Below are 18,170 nucleotides of genomic sequence, written 5' to 3' on the forward strand. Positions count from 1 at the left end.
GTGGCCAAGTTTTTAAGGGCGCACGGTGGATGCCTTGGCACCAGGAACCGATGAAGGACGTGGGAGGCCACGATAGTCCCCGGGGAGCCGTCAACCAGGCTTTGATCCGGGGGTTTCCGAATGGGGAAACCCGGCAGTCGTCATGGGCTGTCACCCATACCTGAACACATAGGGTATGTGGAGGGAACGCGGGGAAGTGAAACATCTCAGTACCCGCAGGAAGAGAAAACAACCGTGATTCCGGGAGTAGTGGCGAGCGAAACCGGATGAGGCCAAACCGTATGCGTGTGAGACCCGGCAGGGGTTGCGCATTCGGGGTTGTGGGATCTCTCTTTTACAGTCTGCCGGCTGTGAGACGAGTCAGAAACCGTATGGATAGGCGAAGGACATGCGAAAGGTCCGGCGTAGAGGGTAAGACCCCCGTAGCTGAAATCTGTACGGCTCGTTTGAGAGACACCCAAGTAGCACGGGGCCCGAGAAATCCCGTGTGAATCTGGCGGGACCACCCGCTAAGCCTAAATATTCCCTGGTGACCGATAGCGGATAGTACCGTGAGGGAATGGTGAAAAGTACCGCGGGAGCGGAGTGAAATAGTACCTGAAACCGTGTGCCTACAAGCCGTGGGAGCGTCGCGCATTGAGTTTACTCAATGCGTCGTGACTGCGTGCCTTTTGAAGAATGAGCCTGCGAGTTTGCGGTGTGTTGCGAGGTTAACCCGTGTGGGGAAGCCGTAGCGAAAGCGAGTCCGAATAGGGCGATATAGTAGCGCGCTCAAGACCCGAAGCGGAGTGATCTAGCCATGGGCAGGTTGAAGCGGAGGTAAGACTTCGTGGAGGACCGAACCCACCAGGGTTGAAAACCTGGGGGATGACCTGTGGTTAGGGGTGAAAGGCCAATCAAACTCCGTGATAGCTGGTTCTCCCCGAAATGCATTTAGGTGCAGCGTCGTGTGTTTCTTGCCGGAGGTAGAGCACTGGATAGGCGATGGGCCCTACCGGGTTACTGACCTTAGCCAAACTCCGAATGCCGGTAAGTGAGAGCACGGCAGTGAGACTGTGGGGGATAAGCTCCATGGTCGAGAGGGAAACAGCCCAGAGCATCGACTAAGGCCCCTAAGCGTACGCTAAGTGGGAAAGGATGTGGAGTCGCACAGACAACCAGGAGGTTGGCTTAGAAGCAGCCACCCTTGAAAGAGTGCGTAATAGCTCACTGGTCTAGTGATTCCGCGCCGACAATGTAGCGGGGCTCAAGCGTACCGCCGAAGTCGTGTCATTTCAGCATGAGGGCCAACGCCCGCTGGGATGGGTAGGGGAGCGTCGTGTGCCGGGTGAAGCCGCGCCGGAAGGCAGTGGTGGACGGTTCACGAGTGAGAATGCAGGCATGAGTAGCGATACACACGTGAGAAACGTGTGCGCCGATTGACTAAGGGTTCCTGGGTCAAGCTGATCTGCCCAGGGTAAGTCGGGACCTAAGGCGAGGCCGACAGGCGTAGTCGATGGATAACCGGTTGATATTCCGGTACCCGCTGTGAAGCGTCAAACATCGAACCCATTAATGCTAAGGCCGTGAAGCCGTTCCGGACCCTTCGGGGAATGGAAAGTGGTGGAGCCGCCGAACCACGGTGGTAGTAGGTGAGTGATGGGGTGACGCAGGAAGGTAGTCCAGCCCGGGCGGTGGTTGTCCCGGGGTAAGGGTGTAGGCCGAGTGGTAGGTAAATCCGCCATTCATTAGGGCTGAGACCTGATGCCGAGCCGATTGTGGTGAAGTGGATGATCCTATGCTGTCGAGAAAAGCCTCTAGCGAGTTTCATGGCGGCCCGTACCCTAAACCGACTCAGGTGGTCAGGTAGAGAATACCGAGGCGTTCGGGTGAACTATGGTTAAGGAACTCGGCAAAATGCCCCCGTAACTTCGGGAGAAGGGGGGCCATCACTGGTGATCCGATTTACTCGGTGAGCTGGGGGTGGCCGCAGAGACCAGCGAGAAGCGACTGTTTACTAAAAACACAGGTCCGTGCGAAGCCGTAAGGCGATGTATACGGACTGACGCCTGCCCGGTGCTGGAACGTTAAGGGGACCGGTTAGTCCGACTTCGGTTGGGCGAAGCTGAGAACTTAAGCGCCAGTAAACGGCGGTGGTAACTATAACCATCCTAAGGTAGCGAAATTCCTTGTCGGGTAAGTTCCGACCTGCACGAATGGCGTAACGACTTCTCGACTGTCTCAACCATAGGCCCGGTGAAATTGCACTACGAGTAAAGATGCTCGTTTCGCGCAGCAGGACGGAAAGACCCCGGGACCTTTACTACAGTTTGATATTGGTGTTCGGTTCGGCTTGTGTAGGATAGCTGGGAGACTGTGAACTCTGGACGCCAGTTCAGGGGGAGTCGTCGTTGAAATACCAGTCTGGTCGTGCTGGATGTCTAACCTGGGTCCGTGATCCGGATCAGGGACAGTGTCTGATGGGTAGTTTAACTGGGGCGGTTGCCTCCTAAAGAGTAACGGAGGCGCCCAAAGGTTCCCTCAGCCTGGTTGGCAATCAGGTGTTGAGTGTAAGTGCACAAGGGAGCTTGACTGTGAGACCGACGGGTCGAGCAGGGACGAAAGTCGGGACTAGTGATCCGGCGGTGGCTTGTGGAAGCGCCGTCGCTCAACGGATAAAAGGTACCCCGGGGATAACAGGCTGATCTTCCCCAAGAGTCCATATCGACGGGATGGTTTGGCACCTCGATGTCGGCTCGTCGCATCCTGGGGCTGGAGTCGGTCCCAAGGGTTGGGCTGTTCGCCCATTAAAGCGGTACGCGAGCTGGGTTTAGAACGTCGTGAGACAGTTCGGTCCCTATCCGCTGCGCGCGCAGGAATATTGAGAAGGGCTGTCCCTAGTACGAGAGGACCGGGACGGACGAACCTCTGGTGTGCCAGTTGTTCTGCCAAGGGCATGGCTGGTTGGCTACGTTCGGGAGGGATAACCGCTGAAAGCATCTAAGCGGGAAGCCTGCTTCGAGATGAGTATTCCCACCCCCTTTGAGGGGTTAAGGCTCCCAGTAGACGACTGGGTTGATAGGCCGGATCTGGAAGCACGGTAACGTGCGGAGGTGACCGGTACTAATAGGCCGAGGGCTTGTCCTCAGTTGCTCGCGTCCACTGTGTTGGTTCTGAAACCACGAACAGCCCCATACCCGTAATCGGGTGTGGTGTGGCATGATTCGACAGTTTCATAGTGTTTCGGTGGTCATAGCGTGAGGGAAACGCCCGGTTACATTCCGAACCCGGAAGCTAAGCCTTACAGCGCCGATGGTACTGCAGGGGGGACCCTGTGGGAGAGTAGGACACCGCCGAACAAATTTTAGAAAAGGCCCACGCCATCAGGTGTGGGCCTTTTTCTATTTCACCAGCTTTGTTTCGTAGGCCAGGATCACCGCCTGGATCCGGTCCCTGGAGCCCGTCTTTGCCAGGATGCGGCCCACATGGGTTTTCACCGTCGATTCGGCCAGGTGCAGACGGGCGGATATCTCTGTGTTCGTCCAGCCCTTGCCGATAACGGTCAGGATCTCGCGTTCCCGGTCGGTGAGGGCCGCGAGACGTGAGTCCGCCGGTTCGGCGGTCGGGGTTTCCGCCGGGAGGTGGTGGGCGTAGGCGTCCAAGAGGCGGCGGGTCAGGCTCGGGGCGACCACCGCGTCGCCCGTGGCCACCGCGCGTATGCCTGACAGCAGGTCCTCCGGCTGGGCGTCCTTCACCAGGAAGCCGGAGGCTCCGGCTCGTAGGCCCGCGTAGGCGTACTCGTCCAGGTCGAAGGTCGTGAGGATCAGGACGTGGGTGCGGGCGCCGGCCGCGACGATGCGGCGGGTGGCCTCGATGCCGTCGAGGCCGGGCATGCGGACGTCCATCAGGACGACGTCGGGGTGGAGCTCGGCTGACATGCGGATCGCCTCGGTGCCGTTCTGGGCTTCGCCGAGGACCGTCATGTCGTCCTGGCTCTCCAGCAGCATGCGGAAGCCGAAGCGCTGGAGGGGCTGGTCGTCGGCGATGAGGACGGTCGTCACTGCGGGGTTTCCTCCGGTAGGTGAAGGCGGACACGCCAGCCGCCCTCAGGGAGCGGGCCGGCCTCAAGTGTGCCGCTGTAGAGGGCTGTTCGGTCGCGCATTCCGGGCAGGCCTCGGCCGCCGGTGCCGTCTGTGTCGCCGCCTCGGCCGGTGTCGGTCACCGTCACCGTGACGGCGCCGCCGTCGCCGTACGACATCTCGATCTGTGAAGTGGCGCCGGGGCCGGCGTGTTTGAGGGTGTTGGTGAGGGCTTCCTGGATGACGCGGTAGACGGTGAGCTCGCGGCCCGGGGTGATGGCGGGGGTGCCGTGGACCGTTGTACTGACCGGGAGGCCGGCCTTGCGGACGCCGTCGATGAGTTGATCCAGGTCGGTGAGGGCGGGCTGGGGGGTCAGGTCGGCGGCCGGGCGGTCCTCTTCGCGCAGGACGTCCAGGAGGCGGCGGAGTTCTGTCAGTGCCTGGCGACTTGTGCCGGCTATCGCGTCCAGCGCTTGTGCCGCTCGGTCGGGGGACCTCGCGGCGGCGTAGCGGCCGCCGTCGGCGAGGCCGGTGATGACGGAGAGGTTGTGGCCGATGATGTCGTGCATCTCGCGGGCTATGCGGGCGCGTTCGGCGGCCGCGGCCAGCCGGGCCTGCTGGTCGCGTTCGGTCTCCAGGCGGCGGGCGCGGTCCTCGAGGGCCTCGGTGTAGTCGCGGCGGGTGCGAACCGTGATGCCGATGGCGGCGCAGAGGGCGATAGAGAGGAGGAGCGGGACCACCTGCTCGTCCCAACTCTTCTTCGAGTGGCGGGCGGCCGTTACGAACTCCGGTGTGATGACGAGGATCGTGGTCCACCACAGGGAGCGCAGCGGGCGGCGCAGGGCGATGTGATAGACGATGACCAACTGAAGCAGGGCGGCCTGGAGGACCGCGCCGCTCCAGGCGTTGGCGATGGCCATGGGGGCTATCGCGCACAGGACGGCTCGGGGATGGGTGCGGCGCCAGAGCAGGGGGAGCGAGAGGCCCAGACTCATGGTGAGGAGCAGGGAGGCGGGGACGTCCTTGTTGCGGGCCACGTTCTCCCAGCCGCCGCCGACGTAGTCGATGAGGGCCGCCGTCACCCAGAAGCCGGTGAAGGTCAGGTCCCAGGGGAGGGGATGGCGGCGGTCGAAGGCGCGCACCGCGTGGGCGATCCGCTGTACCCACTGGGTGAGGGGTTCGGCCGCTCTTGTCTCTTGCTCCTCCGGCATGGGGTCCATGGTGCGATGGTCCAGGGTGGGGCGGGTACCAGGCGTCCGACCTGGGGGCTTATATGAGGTGAGGGGTCCGGTACCTGGGTACTACCGTGATCGGTATGAGTGACTCGATCCCAGATTCGTACGTCGTCCGGTCCATACGTGCCGACGAGTGGCCCGCCGTGAAGGAGCTGCGGCTCGTCGCGTTGCAGGATCCTGCGGCACCGGTTGCCTTTCTGGAGACGTACGAGAAGGCCCTGACCCATCCGGACTCCTTCTGGCAGGAGCGGGCTGTCGGGTCGTCGAAGGTGGATGGCGGGGCGCTGCAGTTCATCGCTGAGGCCGCGGACGGGACGTGGGTCGGGTCCGTGGTCATGCTGATCGAGGAGGCCGGGACGGATGACTGGGCCGGGTTTCCCGTCGAGCGCGACCAAGGGCATGTGGTCGGGGTGTTCGTGCGGCCCGAGTGGCGTGGTGGCGGGGTGACCAAGGGGCTCTTCGAGGCCGCCGTCGAGTGGGCTTGGGGGCGTGGAGTCGAGGCCGTGCGGCTCATCGTGCACGAGGACAATCCGCGCGCCCAGGGGTTCTATCGCAAGGCCGGGTTCGTGCCGACCGGGAAGACCGTGCCGTTGCCCGGCAACGAGGGCGAGATCGAGTTGGAGTTCGTCCTCGAGAAGGCCTGAACTTCTCGGCGGGCCGTGGTCACACCGGCAGTTCGTCGTGCGGCCAGCGGGCCCTCGCCTGTTCCCGGGAGCGGAGCAGGGCCAGGGTCGGCAGGCCCCGGTCCGCCCCGGTGGCCAGCAGCTCCGGGAGCTGGGGAAGCGGAGCCACGGCGGCGACATCGTCCAGGACGAGCGTCAGTGGTGGGTCGAGGCGACCGGAGGATGACCGTTCGGCCATGCGCCGGCCACGCTCGACCACGCTGGAGACGAGCGCCGTCAGCAGTGGCATGGCGCCCGGGTTGGTCCGGGGGTCCTCGATGGATTCCCCCACCACGTAAAGCGTGCCCCCTTCGTCCACGAAGGAATCCAAGGCAAGGGCATCAGTTCGGTTGGGAGTGCACGCCTCGCGGATGTTGACCGTGAAGAGGGCGGAGAGCGCGCGGCCGGTCAACTCCTGGGCGATGTCCCGGCGTTCGGGATACGCGGTGAGCGCGGCCTCGAGCTCGCCCGCCGCTCCGGGAGCGGCCTTGGGGTTGGTGCGGAGGATGCGGACCGCGTCCTGGATCTGGGTGCCCTGGGACCAGCGGTGGACGTGCCGGATGGTGCGGCCGTCGATGGCGGCGGCATGCAGACAGCTCCGCAGGAGCGTTTCCGCTACGTCGGCCACGGCCTGGTCGATCTTCGCGGTGGGGCGGACCGGCGCGAGGAGGGCGTGGGCCCTCGCGGTCGCCGTCTGCTTCTCCTCGCAGCCCGTCGTGGGGGACCAGTGGAGGCGGGCCGGGGTGTCGCAGAGGTGGGCGGGGTCGTAGAGGTGGACCGGGCCCAGCTTGGTGCGGGCGTCCTTGGTGTCGGACCAGACGGCGGGGTTCGAGGTGACGATGAGGATGGCGCCCTCGGCGTCGCGGACCGCCTGGGCGGCGGAGGCCTGGCGGGTCTCCCTCGGGGCGACGAGAACCTTCTCCACCCGTGCGGGCACCGCCACCGTCGTGGGAACGGGAGGCTCCGGCTCGGCCCGCGGTGTTGGGACCTCGTGGTGCGTGACCGTCTCGACGACGGGCTCCGGAGCCGGCGGCGGCTGTTCGACGACGGCGACCGGAACCTCCGTCCGCCGTGCCCGCCGTACCGCCTTCCAGCGGGCCACCGTCCCCAGGACGAACACGGCGAGTACCACCAGGATCATCAGCTGCCCGATGAGCAGCCCCCAGAACAGCCCGTACCCGGAGAGCTGCCCGGCCGGGGTCTCCGGCCAGGCGCCCGGGATGTCTTGGGGCCGGCCGATGAGCTGGCGCATCGCCATGGGCGTACGGGCGAAGGTGACGCCCTGGGGCCAGTTGCCGTGGGCGAACAGGCCCGCCAGGCCGGTGGCCGACCAGACCATCAGGGTCATGCCGAGGAGGAAGGCGAGTATGCCGACCAACAGCCCGTCGGGGACGCCTCCCTGACCTCCCTGGCCCTGCTGCCCGCGGCGATCGTCAGGTCTCACCATGGCACGCCTCCCGCCTACGCCACCGTCGACTCGGAGTCGCCCATGTGCTGCTCCATGTGCTGTTCCATGAAGGCCGCCGCCCGCTCCTCGGCCTCCAGCTCGGCCGCGCGCAGGGCGTCGTCCGCGAGGTGGTCCTCGGAGGACTCGGTCATCGCGCGGTCGGTGAAGACCAGGGGGCGTTCCGTCTCGGTGATCAGGTGTTTGACCACCTGGACGTTGCCGTTGACGTCCCACACCGCGATGCCCGGTGTCAGCGAGGGGATGATCTCGACCGCCCAGCGTGGCAGACCCAGCACCCGGCCCGTCATTCTGGCCTCGTCCGCCTTCTGGGCGTAGATCGTCCTCGTGGACGCCATCTTCAGGATCGCCGCCGCCTCCTTCGCCGCCGCTCCGTCCACCACGTCGGACAGGTGGTGGACGACCGCCACGAAGGACAGACCGAGCCGTCGGCCGAACTTCAGCAGCCGCTGGAACAGCTGGGCCACGAAGGGGCTGTTGATGATGTGCCAGGCCTCCTCGACCAGGAAGATGCGCTTCTTCCGGTCGGGGCGGATCCAGGTGTGCTCCAGCCACACGCCGACGATCGCCATGAGGATGGGCATGGCGATGGAGTTGCGGTCGATGTGCGACAGGTCGAAGACGATGAGCGGGGCGTCCAGGTCGATGCCGACCGTCGTGGGACCGTCGAACATGCCGCGCAGGTCACCGTCGACCAGACGGTCCAGGACCAGCGCGACGTCCAGACCCCAGGCCCGTACGTCCTCTATGTCGACGTTCATCGCCTCGGCCGACTCCGGCTCGGGGTGCCGTAGCTGCTCCACGATGTCGGTGAGGATCGGCTGGCGTTCGACGATCGTCTCGTTGACGTAGGCGTGCGCGACCTTCAACGCGAAGCCGGAGCGCTCGTCGAGGCCGTGGCCCAGCGCGACCTCGATGATCGTCCGGAGCAGCGCGAGCTGGCCGGTCGTCGTGATCGCGGGGTCGAGCGGGTTCAGCCGGATCCCCATGTCCAGGGCGGCCATCGGGTCGAGGCGGATAGGAGTTATCCCCAACTCCTGCGCGATGAGGTTCCATTCGCCGACCCCGTCCTCGCCCTGTGCGTCGAGAACGACGACCTGCCGGTCGCGGAAGCGCAGCTGGCGCAGGACGTACGTCTTCTCCAGCGCCGACTTGCCGTTGCCGGACTCGCCGAGGACCAGCCAGTGAGGTGCCGGGAGCTGCTGGCCGTACAGCTGGAAGGGGTCGTAGATGTAGCCCTTCCCGGAGTACACCTCGCGGCCGATGATCACACCGGAGTCGCCGAGGCCCGGCGCTGCCGTGGGCAGGTAGACCGCCTGGGCCTGGCCGGTGGAGGTGCGGACGGGCAGGCGGGTCGTCTCGACCTTGCCGAAGAGGAAGGACGTGAAGGCGTCGGTGAGGACGGACAGCGGGTCCCGCATCTGAGCTCAGCCCCTACCTTCGGATGCCGGTGGCGAACGGGAGCGTGTTCACGAACGCGCGGTGGTGTTCGCGGTCGCACCATTCGAGCTTCAGGTACGACTTTCCGGCCGAGGCCCGGATGGTCCGCTTGTCGCGGGCCAGGGCGTCGGGGTTGCGGGAGGAGACGGTGATGTAGCCGACCAGGTTGACGCCGGCCGCGCCGCTCGCGAGGTCTTCGCCGCGCTGGTCGAGACGGTTGTGGGAGGCGACGTCGCGCGGGTCGACGGTGCGGTTCATCTTGGCCTGGCGGGAGGCTTCCGCCTCGTCGTTCGTCTTCTCGGTCAGCATGCGCTCGATGGCGACCTCGGTGGGTTCGAGGTCCATGGTGACGGCGACCGTGCGGATGACGTCCGGGGTGTGGACGAGGAGGGGGGCGAGGAAGTTGACCCCGACGGGGGTCATCGGCCATTCCTTCACCCAGGCCGTCGCATGGCACCAGGGCGCGCGGGTGCTGGACTCCCGGGTCTTCGCCTGGAGATACGTCGGCTCCATGGCGTCCAGCTCGGCCGGCCAGGAGTTGCGCTTGCTCATCGCCTGGATGTGGTCGATGGGGTGGTCCGGGTCGTACATGGAGTGGATGAGCGAGGCGAGACGGCCCTGGCCCAGCGGTTGCCGTACGCGGATGTCGGCCTCCTGCAAGCGCGAGCAGATGTCCGTCAGCTCACGTGCCATCACGACCGCGAGGCCCGCGTCGCGGTCCAGTTTGCGGCCGGACTGGGGGCGTGCCGCGCGGGCCATGGTGTGGGCCTCGGCGGCGAGTTCGCGGGTGAAGTGCATGCAGGCGACGAGGTAGGCGCGGTGCTGCTCGCTGCTCGTCGACACCATGGACTGGAGTTGGTCGTACGACTGCTGCAGCCATCCCGGTGCCCTGTCGTCCCCGCGGACGGCGACGTCCTTGGCGTGGGCGTCGGGGTCGGCGGGGAGGGTGCGGGCGAGCATCTGGAGGCGGGTGACGAAGCCGTCCCCGTTGGCGACGTGCTTGAGCAGGGTGCCGAAGCGGTCGACGAGGGCTTCCTGGTCCTCGGAGTCGCGCAGGCCGACGCCGGGGCCCTCGATCTCGATGGCGGCGGTGACGGTGCGGCGGTCCGCGTGCAGGAGTACGGCGATCTCGTCGGGGCCGAAGGGCGCGGCGAGCCAGGTGATACGGCCGATGCCGGGCGGCGGGCCGATCTCGACCTCGAGGCCGTCGGCCCTGACGCCGGCCTCCATGACGCCGGAGCGGTAGACGGTCCCCCGCTTCAGGGACCGCTTGTAACTGCGGTTGATCTCGAACCACTTGTAGAACGTGCGGTGCTTGTACGGCACGTAGACCGCCATCAGGGCGATCAGCGGGAAGCCCATCAGCAGCACGATGCGCAAGGCCAGGACGGGGACGAGGAGCCCGCACATCATGCCGAGGAACGCGCCGGCGATGATCAGCGCGATCTCGCCGGTCTCACGGTTGCGGCCGACGATCGCGTTCGGCCGGGCGCGGCCGATGAGATAGGTACGGCGGGGTGTGACCGCGTGGGACACGTGGGACTCGGTCGTCAACGCCCGTCACCTCCTGTGCGGTTGTTGCGGTTGTTGCTGGCGTGCGGGGTGTTGACCGCGTTGCTCGAACGGGGCTGGGGTGCGGCGGAGGGGACAGATCCGCCGCCGCCACCGTTCGGGGTGCGGGCGCTGTGGGCGGCTACGCCGCCGGAGGCGGGGTTGGAGGGGCGGGCGCCGCTCGAACCGCTGCCGCCGCCGTTGTTGTCGGCCCTGGTGCTGTGGGTCTTGATGCCCTGGGCGACGAGGGTCGCGGGGGAGCTGATGACCGCGGCCGCCTTTCCTTCGGCGCCCTGCATGATGCGGTTGTTGCGGGAGCCCGCGATCTCGTCGCCGAAGCCGGGGACGAAGCGGTAGATCATCGCGCTGGCGAAGATGGCGAGCAGGATGATGGCCAGGCCGGAGACCACGGCGGAGAAGGCGTCGGGGCCGTCGTCGGCGGACAGCGCGCCGGCCAGCCCCAGGACGATCACGATGACCGGCTTGACCAGGATGACCGCGATCATGATGCCCGCCCAGCGGCGGACGTGGCCCCACAGGTTCTTGTCGACCAGGCCCGCGTAGACGACGGTGCCGAGGAGGGCGCCGACGTAGAGGAGCGCGGCCCTGATCACCAGTTCCAGCCAGAGGACGCCGGCGGCGAGGATGGAGACGAGGGACACCACGATCAGCATGATCGGGCCGCCGCCGATGTCCTCGCCCTTCTCCAGGGCGCCGGAGAAGGTGCCGAAGAACGTGTCCGTCTGGTCGCCGGTGGTCTTCGCGAGGACCTCGCTGACGCCGTCGGTGGCCGAGACGACCGTGTAGAGGATCAGGGGGGTGAAGGCCGACGCCAGCACGGTCAGCCAGAGGAACCCGATCGCTTCGGAGATGGCCGTGCTGAGGGGCGCGCCACGGACGGCTCGCTTGGCCACGGCCAGCAGCCACAGCAGCAGCGTCAGAATCGTCGACGCCGCGAAGACGACCGCGTACTGCTGGAGGAACTTGGGGTTCGTGAAGTCGACGTTCGCGGTGTCCTTCACGGCCTCGCTGAGCTTGTCGACGGTCCATGCGGCGGCGTCGGCACAGCCCTTGGCGAGGGAGGAGAGGGGGTCGAGGGTGGAGGTGGGGTCGATGGTGGATCCGCCGGAGCGCCCGCCGGTTTCGCCGCGTTCGCAGTAGTCCTTGGCGGGGCCGTGGATCAGGTCGCAGGGGTTGTTGCTCGCGGTTGGTGAGGGCGTGGGGCTGGGGGTGGGCGCGGCGAAGGCACGCGTGGCCATGAGGACGGCTGTGGTCTGTACGGCCGTGACGACAGCGGCGAGCTTGAGTGCGCGTCGGCTACCGGGCATACGTGAACCCTCCGTACTCTTCGACGGCCTTCGCCATCTCGTCGGCGCTGGAGGCCCTGTCGTCGCCGGGGACGGGCGCTGGGCCGTCCTTCTGGGAGTGCGTCACGATCTTCCAGTCGCCATCGGTCCACTGGAGTTGCATGGTGATGGTGAACCAGGTGCTGGTGACCGGGTTGGTGGAGTTCTCGCCTGCGAGGCCGAGGAGGCCGCTGCACCAGACCTCGACGGTGGTGCCGTCGGCGGAGGACTGGGTGGTCTTGGTGCCGATCGGGCTCGTACGGGAGACGAAGGTGTAGCCGTTCGGTGTGGAGCCGTCCTCGTTCAGGCCGACGGCCTTGTTGAAGGCCGGCGTGTAGGCCTTGTCCAGTGTCGCTTCGAACTGCGACACGCGGGAGGGCGTGATGATGGCTTGCAGGATCGCGTTGCGCTTCGTCTTGTCAAACATCTCGGCAGAACCCAGCGCTACCGCGTAATTCGCCGCCGCACTCTGCGCCCCCTGCGCATCGTGCGCGAACCCCGCGGCCACCGGCTTCGTCCCGCTCGCCGCCGTGCTCGCCACCTCGGGTTTGTCGCTGGCCCCGGTTTTGGATGAGGAGTCGTCTCCTCCGCGGTTCGCGAAGGCGATCGCGGCGATGAGGAGGACGACTACGCCGACCACCGTGACCAGGCTGCGTGACGACGAGCGGGCGCGGGGACGCGCGCCGCCGTACACGTCGTCCGGCATGCGCGTGCGGGTCTGGCCGGAGCCCCCGTAGCCGCCGGAGGTGTCGTGTTCGTCACCGGGACTCATGCCGCGTACGCCCCCTCGACGTCGAGCGGAAACACGTAGGAGTACGACGGTAGCCGTGCTGGTTCCCGCGCGGGCGCGGTGTGGTGACTCGGCATCAGGGAAACGCAACCTCAGTCGGTGGGCACGACGGGCGGGTGGGGTGGAGGGGTACGACCGGGCGTGCCCGGGGGACTGGAGGAACGCCCGCTAGACGGCCATGCCGTACACGATGGTGAACAGCGTGCCGAGTGAGCCGATGATGAAGACCCCGGTGAGGCCGGCGATGATCAGGCCCTTGCCCTGTTCCGCGCTGAAGGTGTCACGGAGGGCCGTCGCGCCGATGCGTTGCTTCGCGGCGCCCCAGATGGCGATGCCGAGGCAGAGCATGATGGCGACCGCCATGACGACCTGGATCATCGTCTTCGCTTCCGTGCCCAGCGCCCCGAAGGGGCCCCAGTCCGGAGCGATCCCGCCGATGATGGTGTTGATGTCTCCCTTGTCGGCCGCAAAGAGCATGTAAGTCACCGCCCCTGGTGGGTAGTTCCGCTTCCCCCTGCAGGTGCGCAGAGGTCAGGCCTCATTCTCGCCGACAATTCTGCTGCCGGATGTCGACTTGGCGTCATTGATTGGCGGGTTTCGTACGAATGCACTGTCCGGTCACTCTGTGTATCACGGCAGGTTACGCCGGGCAATGAGGCCGGAGCGGAACCTTCGTGTGGTTCCGTCGTTGACCTCTTCTCGGCATCTGGTGTGCTGGTGGCACCCGAGTGCACCGATGTTCTGCGGGTGAAGGCTATCTCCGCACGGCACCGGCATGACGAACGGGCCGCGGCTGGTGCCGCGGCCCGTCTGCGTGGTGACTGAGCGTCAGCCTGTGAAGGCGGCCACTCCCTGCGGGGTGCCGAGGCCGGTCGGGCCGTCGTAGCCGGACTTGGCGGTGCAGAAGTAGCTCGTGGTGCAGGAGCCGTTGTTGCCGGAGGTCACGTCGTTGAGGGCGGAGGTGTCCTTGTAGGGGAACTGCGCCGGGTAGGAGCTGCTGGACGGCGTGCCCGCGAGGGCGTAGACGCCCGCGATGATCGGAGCCGAGGCGCTGGTGCCGCCGAAGGTGTACCAGCCGGCCGTGACGCCGTAGGAGTCGTAGACCGACACACCGGTCGCGGGGTCGGCCACCGCGGAGACGTCCGAAATCATGCGCTTGGTGCAGCCGGTGTCGGTCTGCCAGCTCGGCTTGGCGTCGTACGCGGAGCAGCCGGAGCCCGTCCCCTCGGTGCTGCTGGTCTTCCAGACGCTCTCGGTCCAGCCGCGGGTGTTCGAAGCCGTGGAGAGGGCGGTGCCGCCGACCGACGTCACGTACTTGGAGGCGGCCGGGTACTCGGCGCCGTAGCCCGCGTCGCCCGCGCTGACGGTGATGGCGACGCCCGGGTGGTTGAAGTAGGAGGAGTCGTAGGAGGTGTCGGACGAGGACTCCGAGCCGCCGTAGCTGTTGCTGACGTACTTCGCGCCCAGCTTGACGGCCTCGTTCACGGCCGTGCCCAGGTTGGCCATCGTCGCCGACTTCGCCTCGACGAGGAGGATGTTCGCGTTCGGGGCGATGGCGGAGACCATGTCGAGGTCCAGGGAGATCTCCTCGGCCCAACCGGAGTCGCCGGCGGGCAGGGAGGTCGTGGAGCCGGTCTGGCTGACCTTCTTGAAGCAGCCGTTGGCGGTGGTGCAGGCGGAGAGGCCGTAGTGCGAGCGGTAGGCCGCGAGGTCGGACTCGGCGTTGGGGTCGTTGTACGCGTCGACGATGGCGATGGTCTCGCCGGAGCCGTTCGAGGAGGAGGCGGCGGTCAGGCCGTAGGCGGCCTGGAGGTCGCTGGGGCCGTAGCCGGAGGGGGTGGACGCGTCGGCGGCCCGGGGGGTGATGCCGTGCGCCTTCTCGAAGGCGGTGGTGCCGCCGGTCACGCGCAGGGAGTTGCAGGCGAGTTCGCCGGATTTCCTGGGGGTGGCGCAGGGGGTCGCGGCCCAGGTGACCTTGGCGGCCTTGGCCGGGGCGGCGGCTTCCGCGTGGACCGCGGTGCCGAGTCCGGCGACGAGAAGCGCGGCGGTCGCTGCGGCCGCCGAGCCGATCCGGCGTCGGCTGCCGCGTAGGGAGGGTCTGGCGGGGGGTGTCGTGCGCATCGTGCAGCCTCCTGATGGTGGTGGAACAGGAGCAGTGCGGGTGCGTGCGTGCGGCGGTGGAATGACGGTCTCTTGTTGAGTACGTGACAACAAGGCGGGAGGCGGAATTCTGACCTCCGCCTTACCGGACCCCAGGCCTGGCCTTACTTACCTGCTGACGGCGAACGGGCCGCGATCGATGGTGCGTTGGTCGCGGCCCGTTGCCGTTGTGCCGCCGAGGGGACCCCACGTCCCCTGCCCGCCGGCGGCTCCCCGTGACCCGACGGGGAGTTCGGGGTCGTCAGCCGGTGAAGGCGTCGGTGCCCTGCGGGGTGCCGAGGCCGGTCGGGCCGTCGTAGCCGGACTTGGCGGTGCAGAAGTAGCTCGTGGTGCAGGTGCCGTTGTTGCCGGAGGTCACGTCGTTGAGGGCCGAGGTGTCCTCGTAGGGGAACTGGGCCGGGTAGGAGCTGCTGGACGGCGTGCCCGCGAGGGCGTACACGGAGGCGATGATCGGGGCCGAGGCGCTGGTGCCGCCGTAGGTGTTCCAGCCGGTGCCGTCGGAGCCGTAGGAGTCGTAGACGGAGACGCCGGTGGCCGGGTCGGCGACGGCGGAGACGTCGGAGATCATGCGCTTGGTGCAGCCGGTGTCGGTCTGCCAGCTGGGCTTGGCGTCGTACGCGGAGCAGCCGGAGCCGGTGCCCTCGGTGCTGCTGGTCTTCCAGACGCTCTCGGTCCAGCCGCGGCTGGTGGAGGACGTGGAGAGCTTGGTGCCGCCGACCGACGTCACGTACTTCGAGCCGGCCGGGTACTCGGCGCCGTAGGCCTCGTCGCCGGCGGAGACGGTGATGGCGACGCCCGGGTGGTTGAAGTAGGAGGAGTCGTAGGAGGTGTCCGAGGAGGACTCGGAACCGCCGTAGGAGTTGGAGACGAACTTGGCGCCCAGACTGACGGCCTCGTTCACCGCCTTGCCCAGGTTGGCCATGCTCGACGAACTCGCCTCGACCAGCAGGATCTTGGCGTTCGGGGCGATGGCGGAGACCATGTCGAGGTCGAGGGAGATCTCGCCGGCCCAGCCGCTGTCGGCGGTGGGGAGGGAGGTCGTGGAGCCGGTCTGGCTGACCTTCTTGAAGCAGCCGTTGGCGACGGTGCAGGCGGAGAGGCCGTAGTAGGAGCGGTAGGTGGCCAGGTCCGCGGCGGCGTTGGGGTCGTCGTAGGCGTCGACGATGGCGATGGTCTCGCCGGAGCCGTTCGAGGAGGAGGCGGCGGTCAGGCCGTAGGCGTCCTGGAGGTCGCTCGGGCCGTAGCCGGTCGGCGTGGCCGAGGTGGCGTTCGGCTTGACGGTCTTGGGGGTCGCGCCCTTGAGCGCGGCCTGCTTCTCCATGTAGGCGGTGGTGCCGCCGGTGACACGGAGCGCGTTGCAGGCGGCGTAGCCCTTCTTCGGGGTCGTGCCGCACGCGCTCTCGTACTGCACATGGGCCTTGGCGACCTGTGCGGCGACGGTCTTGGCGCTCACCTTGTGCGGCGTGGGGGTGGCCGCGTCGGCGTGAGCCGCGATGCCGAGCCCGGCGAGGAGGAGGGCGGCCGTGGCCGTGGCGGCCGTGCCGATCCGGCGCGATCTGCCGGATATGTGGGGGGTGTTGGGCGTACGCAACGTACAGCCTCCTGAGAGTGGGGTTGCAGAGGCCTGCGGTGGGGACCACCGGTGAGGTTCCCGGTGGGGGCGGCGACCCGCGTAGACCATCCCCTTGTTGAGTACGTGACAACAAGACGCGCGGTGGAATCCTGACTTCCGCCTTACTGAAGGGGGTTGGGGGGTTACTGATCAATGGCGGGGTGATGGGCGGCGAATGGCCTCGGCTTGACCATCTACACGCGTCGCGCCCAACGCTCGCGGGGTTACCGGGGCTTGAGGCCGTGCAGCAGGAGATGTACGAGCTCGGGAATGCCGTCGAGGGCTGTCTGCGGGTCGAGCTTGTCGGTGGCGGCGAACATGGCGGTGCCGTGCAGGGTGGCGCCCAGGGCGAGGGTGAGGCGGCCGGGGTCCCCCTGGACGATCTCGCCGCGCTGCTGGGCGTCCGAGATGATCTGCTCGAGGGCCCCCACCGTGCGGCCGACGGCGACGGCCATCTGCTCGGACGCCTCGGGGTCGTGCTTGCGGGCGTACATCAGCTCCAGGAGCTCGGCGTTCTCCAGGGAGAAGGCCAGATAGGCCCGGGCGAGGGCGGTGAACCGGGGCTCCAGCGGCAGGCCGGGGTCGTCGGCGGCGTCGAGCGCCCGGGTCAGCCGTTCGTAGCCGGCGAGGGCCAGGGCGTTGAGCAGGGCCTGCTTGTCCTTGAAGTGGCGCCCCGGGGCGGCGTGGCTGACGCCGATGTCGCGGGCCAGTTCCCGCAGGGAGAGCGAAGCCACGCCTCTGTCGCGCAGGGTGTGCTCCGCGCTCGCCAGCAGGGCGGAGCGGAGATCCCCGTGGTGGTAGGGGCGGGTCTCGGACTTCTCGGACGGCATGGACGCCATCGTATCCCGATGTAGGCGGCGTCACTATTGTTGGCATCGCCACCATTGTTGTCATTGACAGCATTGTTGGCATCGTCTACTTTGAGGGCATGGCTGACAAGAGCAAGCACGCATGGAACGCGGCCCACCTCCCCGACCTGACCGGCCGCACCGCCGTGATCACCGGCGCCAACAGCGGCATCGGCCTCACCGCCGCGGCCGCGCTGGCCGGGGCGGGCGCGCACGTGGTGTTCGCCGTACGGGACCCGCGACGCGGCGAGGCGGCGGCGCGGACGGTGCACGGCAGCGTGGAGGTGCGGCGCCTGGACCTGGCGGACCTGTCGTCCGTGCGGGAGTTCGCGGCGGCGTGGGACGGTCCGCTGGACCTCCTCATCAACAACGCCGGCGTGATGATGGTGCCGGAGCAGCGGACGCCGGACGGCTTCGAGATGCAGTTCGGCACGAACCACCTGGGCCACTTCGCGCTCACGAACCTGCTGCTGCCGTACCTCACGGACCGGGTGGTCACGGTGTCCTCGGGCGCCCACCGCTGGGGCGACGCGAGGATCCGCTTCGACGACCTGAACTGGACGAGCGGCTACCACCCCAACCAGGCCTACGCCCAGTCGAAGCTGGCGAACCTCCTGTTCACCCTGGAACTCCAGCGCCGCCTGACGGAGTCGGGCTCCGCGGTCCGCGCCCTCGCCGCCCACCCCGGCTACTCGGCCACCAACCTCCAGAGCCACGCGGCGAGTCCGGCGGCCCGGGTCTTCATGAAGTTCGGCAACAGGTTCCTGGCCCAGGACGACAAGGCGGGCACCCTGCCGACGCTGTACGCGGCGACGCAGGACCTGCCCGGCGCGAGCTACGTCGGCCCGGACGGGTTCGGCGAGATGCGGGGCGCCCCCACCCTGGTGGGCCGCTCGCCCGCGGCGAGCGACCCGGCGACGGCGAGGCGGCTGTGGACGGTGTCGGAGGAGCTGACGGGGACGCGGTTCCCGCTGGAGACGGCCGTACGACCCGGCTAGGCGCT

13 protein-coding genes and 2 rRNA genes are annotated in these 18,170 nt (G+C 67.4%); 4 read left to right on the forward strand and 11 right to left on the reverse strand.

Features of this window, described 5'->3' with window-relative positions; all coding sequences use genetic code 11:
* Positions 1-2 precede the first annotated feature (2 nt).
* A 23S ribosomal RNA gene (locus QF037_RS25175) occupies positions 3-3,126 on the forward strand.
* 95 nt (positions 3,127-3,221) lie between these two features.
* Positions 3,222-3,338 (forward strand): 5S ribosomal RNA (gene rrf / locus QF037_RS25180).
* 42 nt (positions 3,339-3,380) lie between these two features.
* Here rrf and QF037_RS25185 read toward each other — a convergent pair.
* The gene (locus tag QF037_RS25185) at positions 3,381-4,040 is read right to left on the reverse strand and encodes a response regulator (protein ID WP_307028850.1); all 660 of its coding nucleotides are present in this window, start codon (positions 4,038-4,040) and stop codon (positions 3,381-3,383) included.
* Complete coding sequence (locus QF037_RS25190; protein WP_307028852.1) at positions 4,037-5,278, reverse strand: sensor histidine kinase; 1,242 nt, start codon at positions 5,276-5,278, stop codon at positions 4,037-4,039. Before QF037_RS25190 ends, QF037_RS25185 begins: the two co-directional genes overlap by 4 nt.
* A 95-nt stretch (positions 5,279-5,373) precedes the next feature.
* Between QF037_RS25190 and QF037_RS25195 the strand changes: the two genes are divergently transcribed.
* Positions 5,374-5,937, forward strand: a complete 564-nt coding sequence (locus QF037_RS25195) for a GNAT family N-acetyltransferase (protein WP_307028854.1) — start codon at positions 5,374-5,376, stop codon at positions 5,935-5,937.
* Positions 5,938-5,956: 19 nt separating this feature from the next.
* Here QF037_RS25195 and QF037_RS25200 read toward each other — a convergent pair whose 3' ends face one another.
* The 9 genes from QF037_RS25200 to QF037_RS25240 form a co-directional block, all read right to left on the reverse strand.
* Positions 5,957-7,402: a TraM recognition domain-containing protein gene (locus QF037_RS25200; protein WP_373463817.1), complete on the reverse strand. Its 1,446-nt coding sequence runs from the start codon at positions 7,400-7,402 to the stop codon at positions 5,957-5,959.
* A 14-nt stretch (positions 7,403-7,416) separates the two neighbouring features.
* Entirely contained in the window at positions 7,417-8,841 is a 1,425-nt protein-coding gene (locus tag QF037_RS25205) for an ATP-binding protein (protein ID WP_266825211.1), read from the reverse strand.
* Positions 8,842-8,854: 13 nt separating this feature from the next.
* Complete coding sequence (locus QF037_RS25210) at positions 8,855-10,414, reverse strand: SCO6880 family protein (RefSeq protein ID WP_307028857.1); 1,560 nt, start codon at positions 10,412-10,414, stop codon at positions 8,855-8,857.
* Positions 10,411-11,739: a hypothetical protein gene (locus QF037_RS25215; protein WP_307028859.1), complete on the reverse strand. Its 1,329-nt coding sequence runs from the start codon at positions 11,737-11,739 to the stop codon at positions 10,411-10,413. Before QF037_RS25215 ends, QF037_RS25210 begins: the two co-directional genes overlap by 4 nt.
* The gene (locus tag QF037_RS25220; RefSeq protein WP_307028861.1) at positions 11,729-12,529 is read right to left on the reverse strand and encodes a hypothetical protein; all 801 of its coding nucleotides are present in this window, start codon (positions 12,527-12,529) and stop codon (positions 11,729-11,731) included. The genes QF037_RS25215 and QF037_RS25220 overlap by 11 nt, the downstream gene beginning before the upstream one ends.
* Before the next feature lie 186 nt (positions 12,530-12,715).
* Positions 12,716-13,024 (reverse strand): hypothetical protein, encoded by a 309-nt coding sequence (locus tag QF037_RS25225; RefSeq protein ID WP_046262904.1) that lies wholly within the window; start codon positions 13,022-13,024, stop codon positions 12,716-12,718.
* Positions 13,025-13,375: 351 nt separating this feature from the next.
* Complete coding sequence (locus QF037_RS25230; protein WP_307028863.1) at positions 13,376-14,668, reverse strand: S53 family peptidase; 1,293 nt, start codon at positions 14,666-14,668, stop codon at positions 13,376-13,378.
* A gap of 280 nt (positions 14,669-14,948) precedes the next feature.
* Complete coding sequence (locus tag QF037_RS25235; RefSeq protein ID WP_307028865.1) at positions 14,949-16,298, reverse strand: S53 family peptidase; 1,350 nt, start codon at positions 16,296-16,298, stop codon at positions 14,949-14,951.
* Positions 16,299-16,543: 245 nt separating this feature from the next.
* On the reverse strand, positions 16,544-17,158 hold the full coding sequence (locus tag QF037_RS25240) for a TetR/AcrR family transcriptional regulator (protein WP_307028867.1): 615 nt from the start codon (positions 17,156-17,158) through the stop codon (positions 16,544-16,546).
* Between the two features lie 89 nt (positions 17,159-17,247).
* Here QF037_RS25240 and QF037_RS25245 point away from each other — a divergent pair, with 89 nt between their 5' ends.
* Positions 17,248-18,165, forward strand: coding sequence for an oxidoreductase (locus QF037_RS25245; protein WP_307028869.1), 918 nt, complete (start codon positions 17,248-17,250; stop codon positions 18,163-18,165).
* Positions 18,166-18,170 lie beyond the last annotated feature (5 nt).

This window comes from Streptomyces canus (assembly GCF_030815415.1).
GTDB lineage: Bacteria > Actinomycetota > Actinomycetes > Streptomycetales > Streptomycetaceae > Streptomyces > Streptomyces canus_F.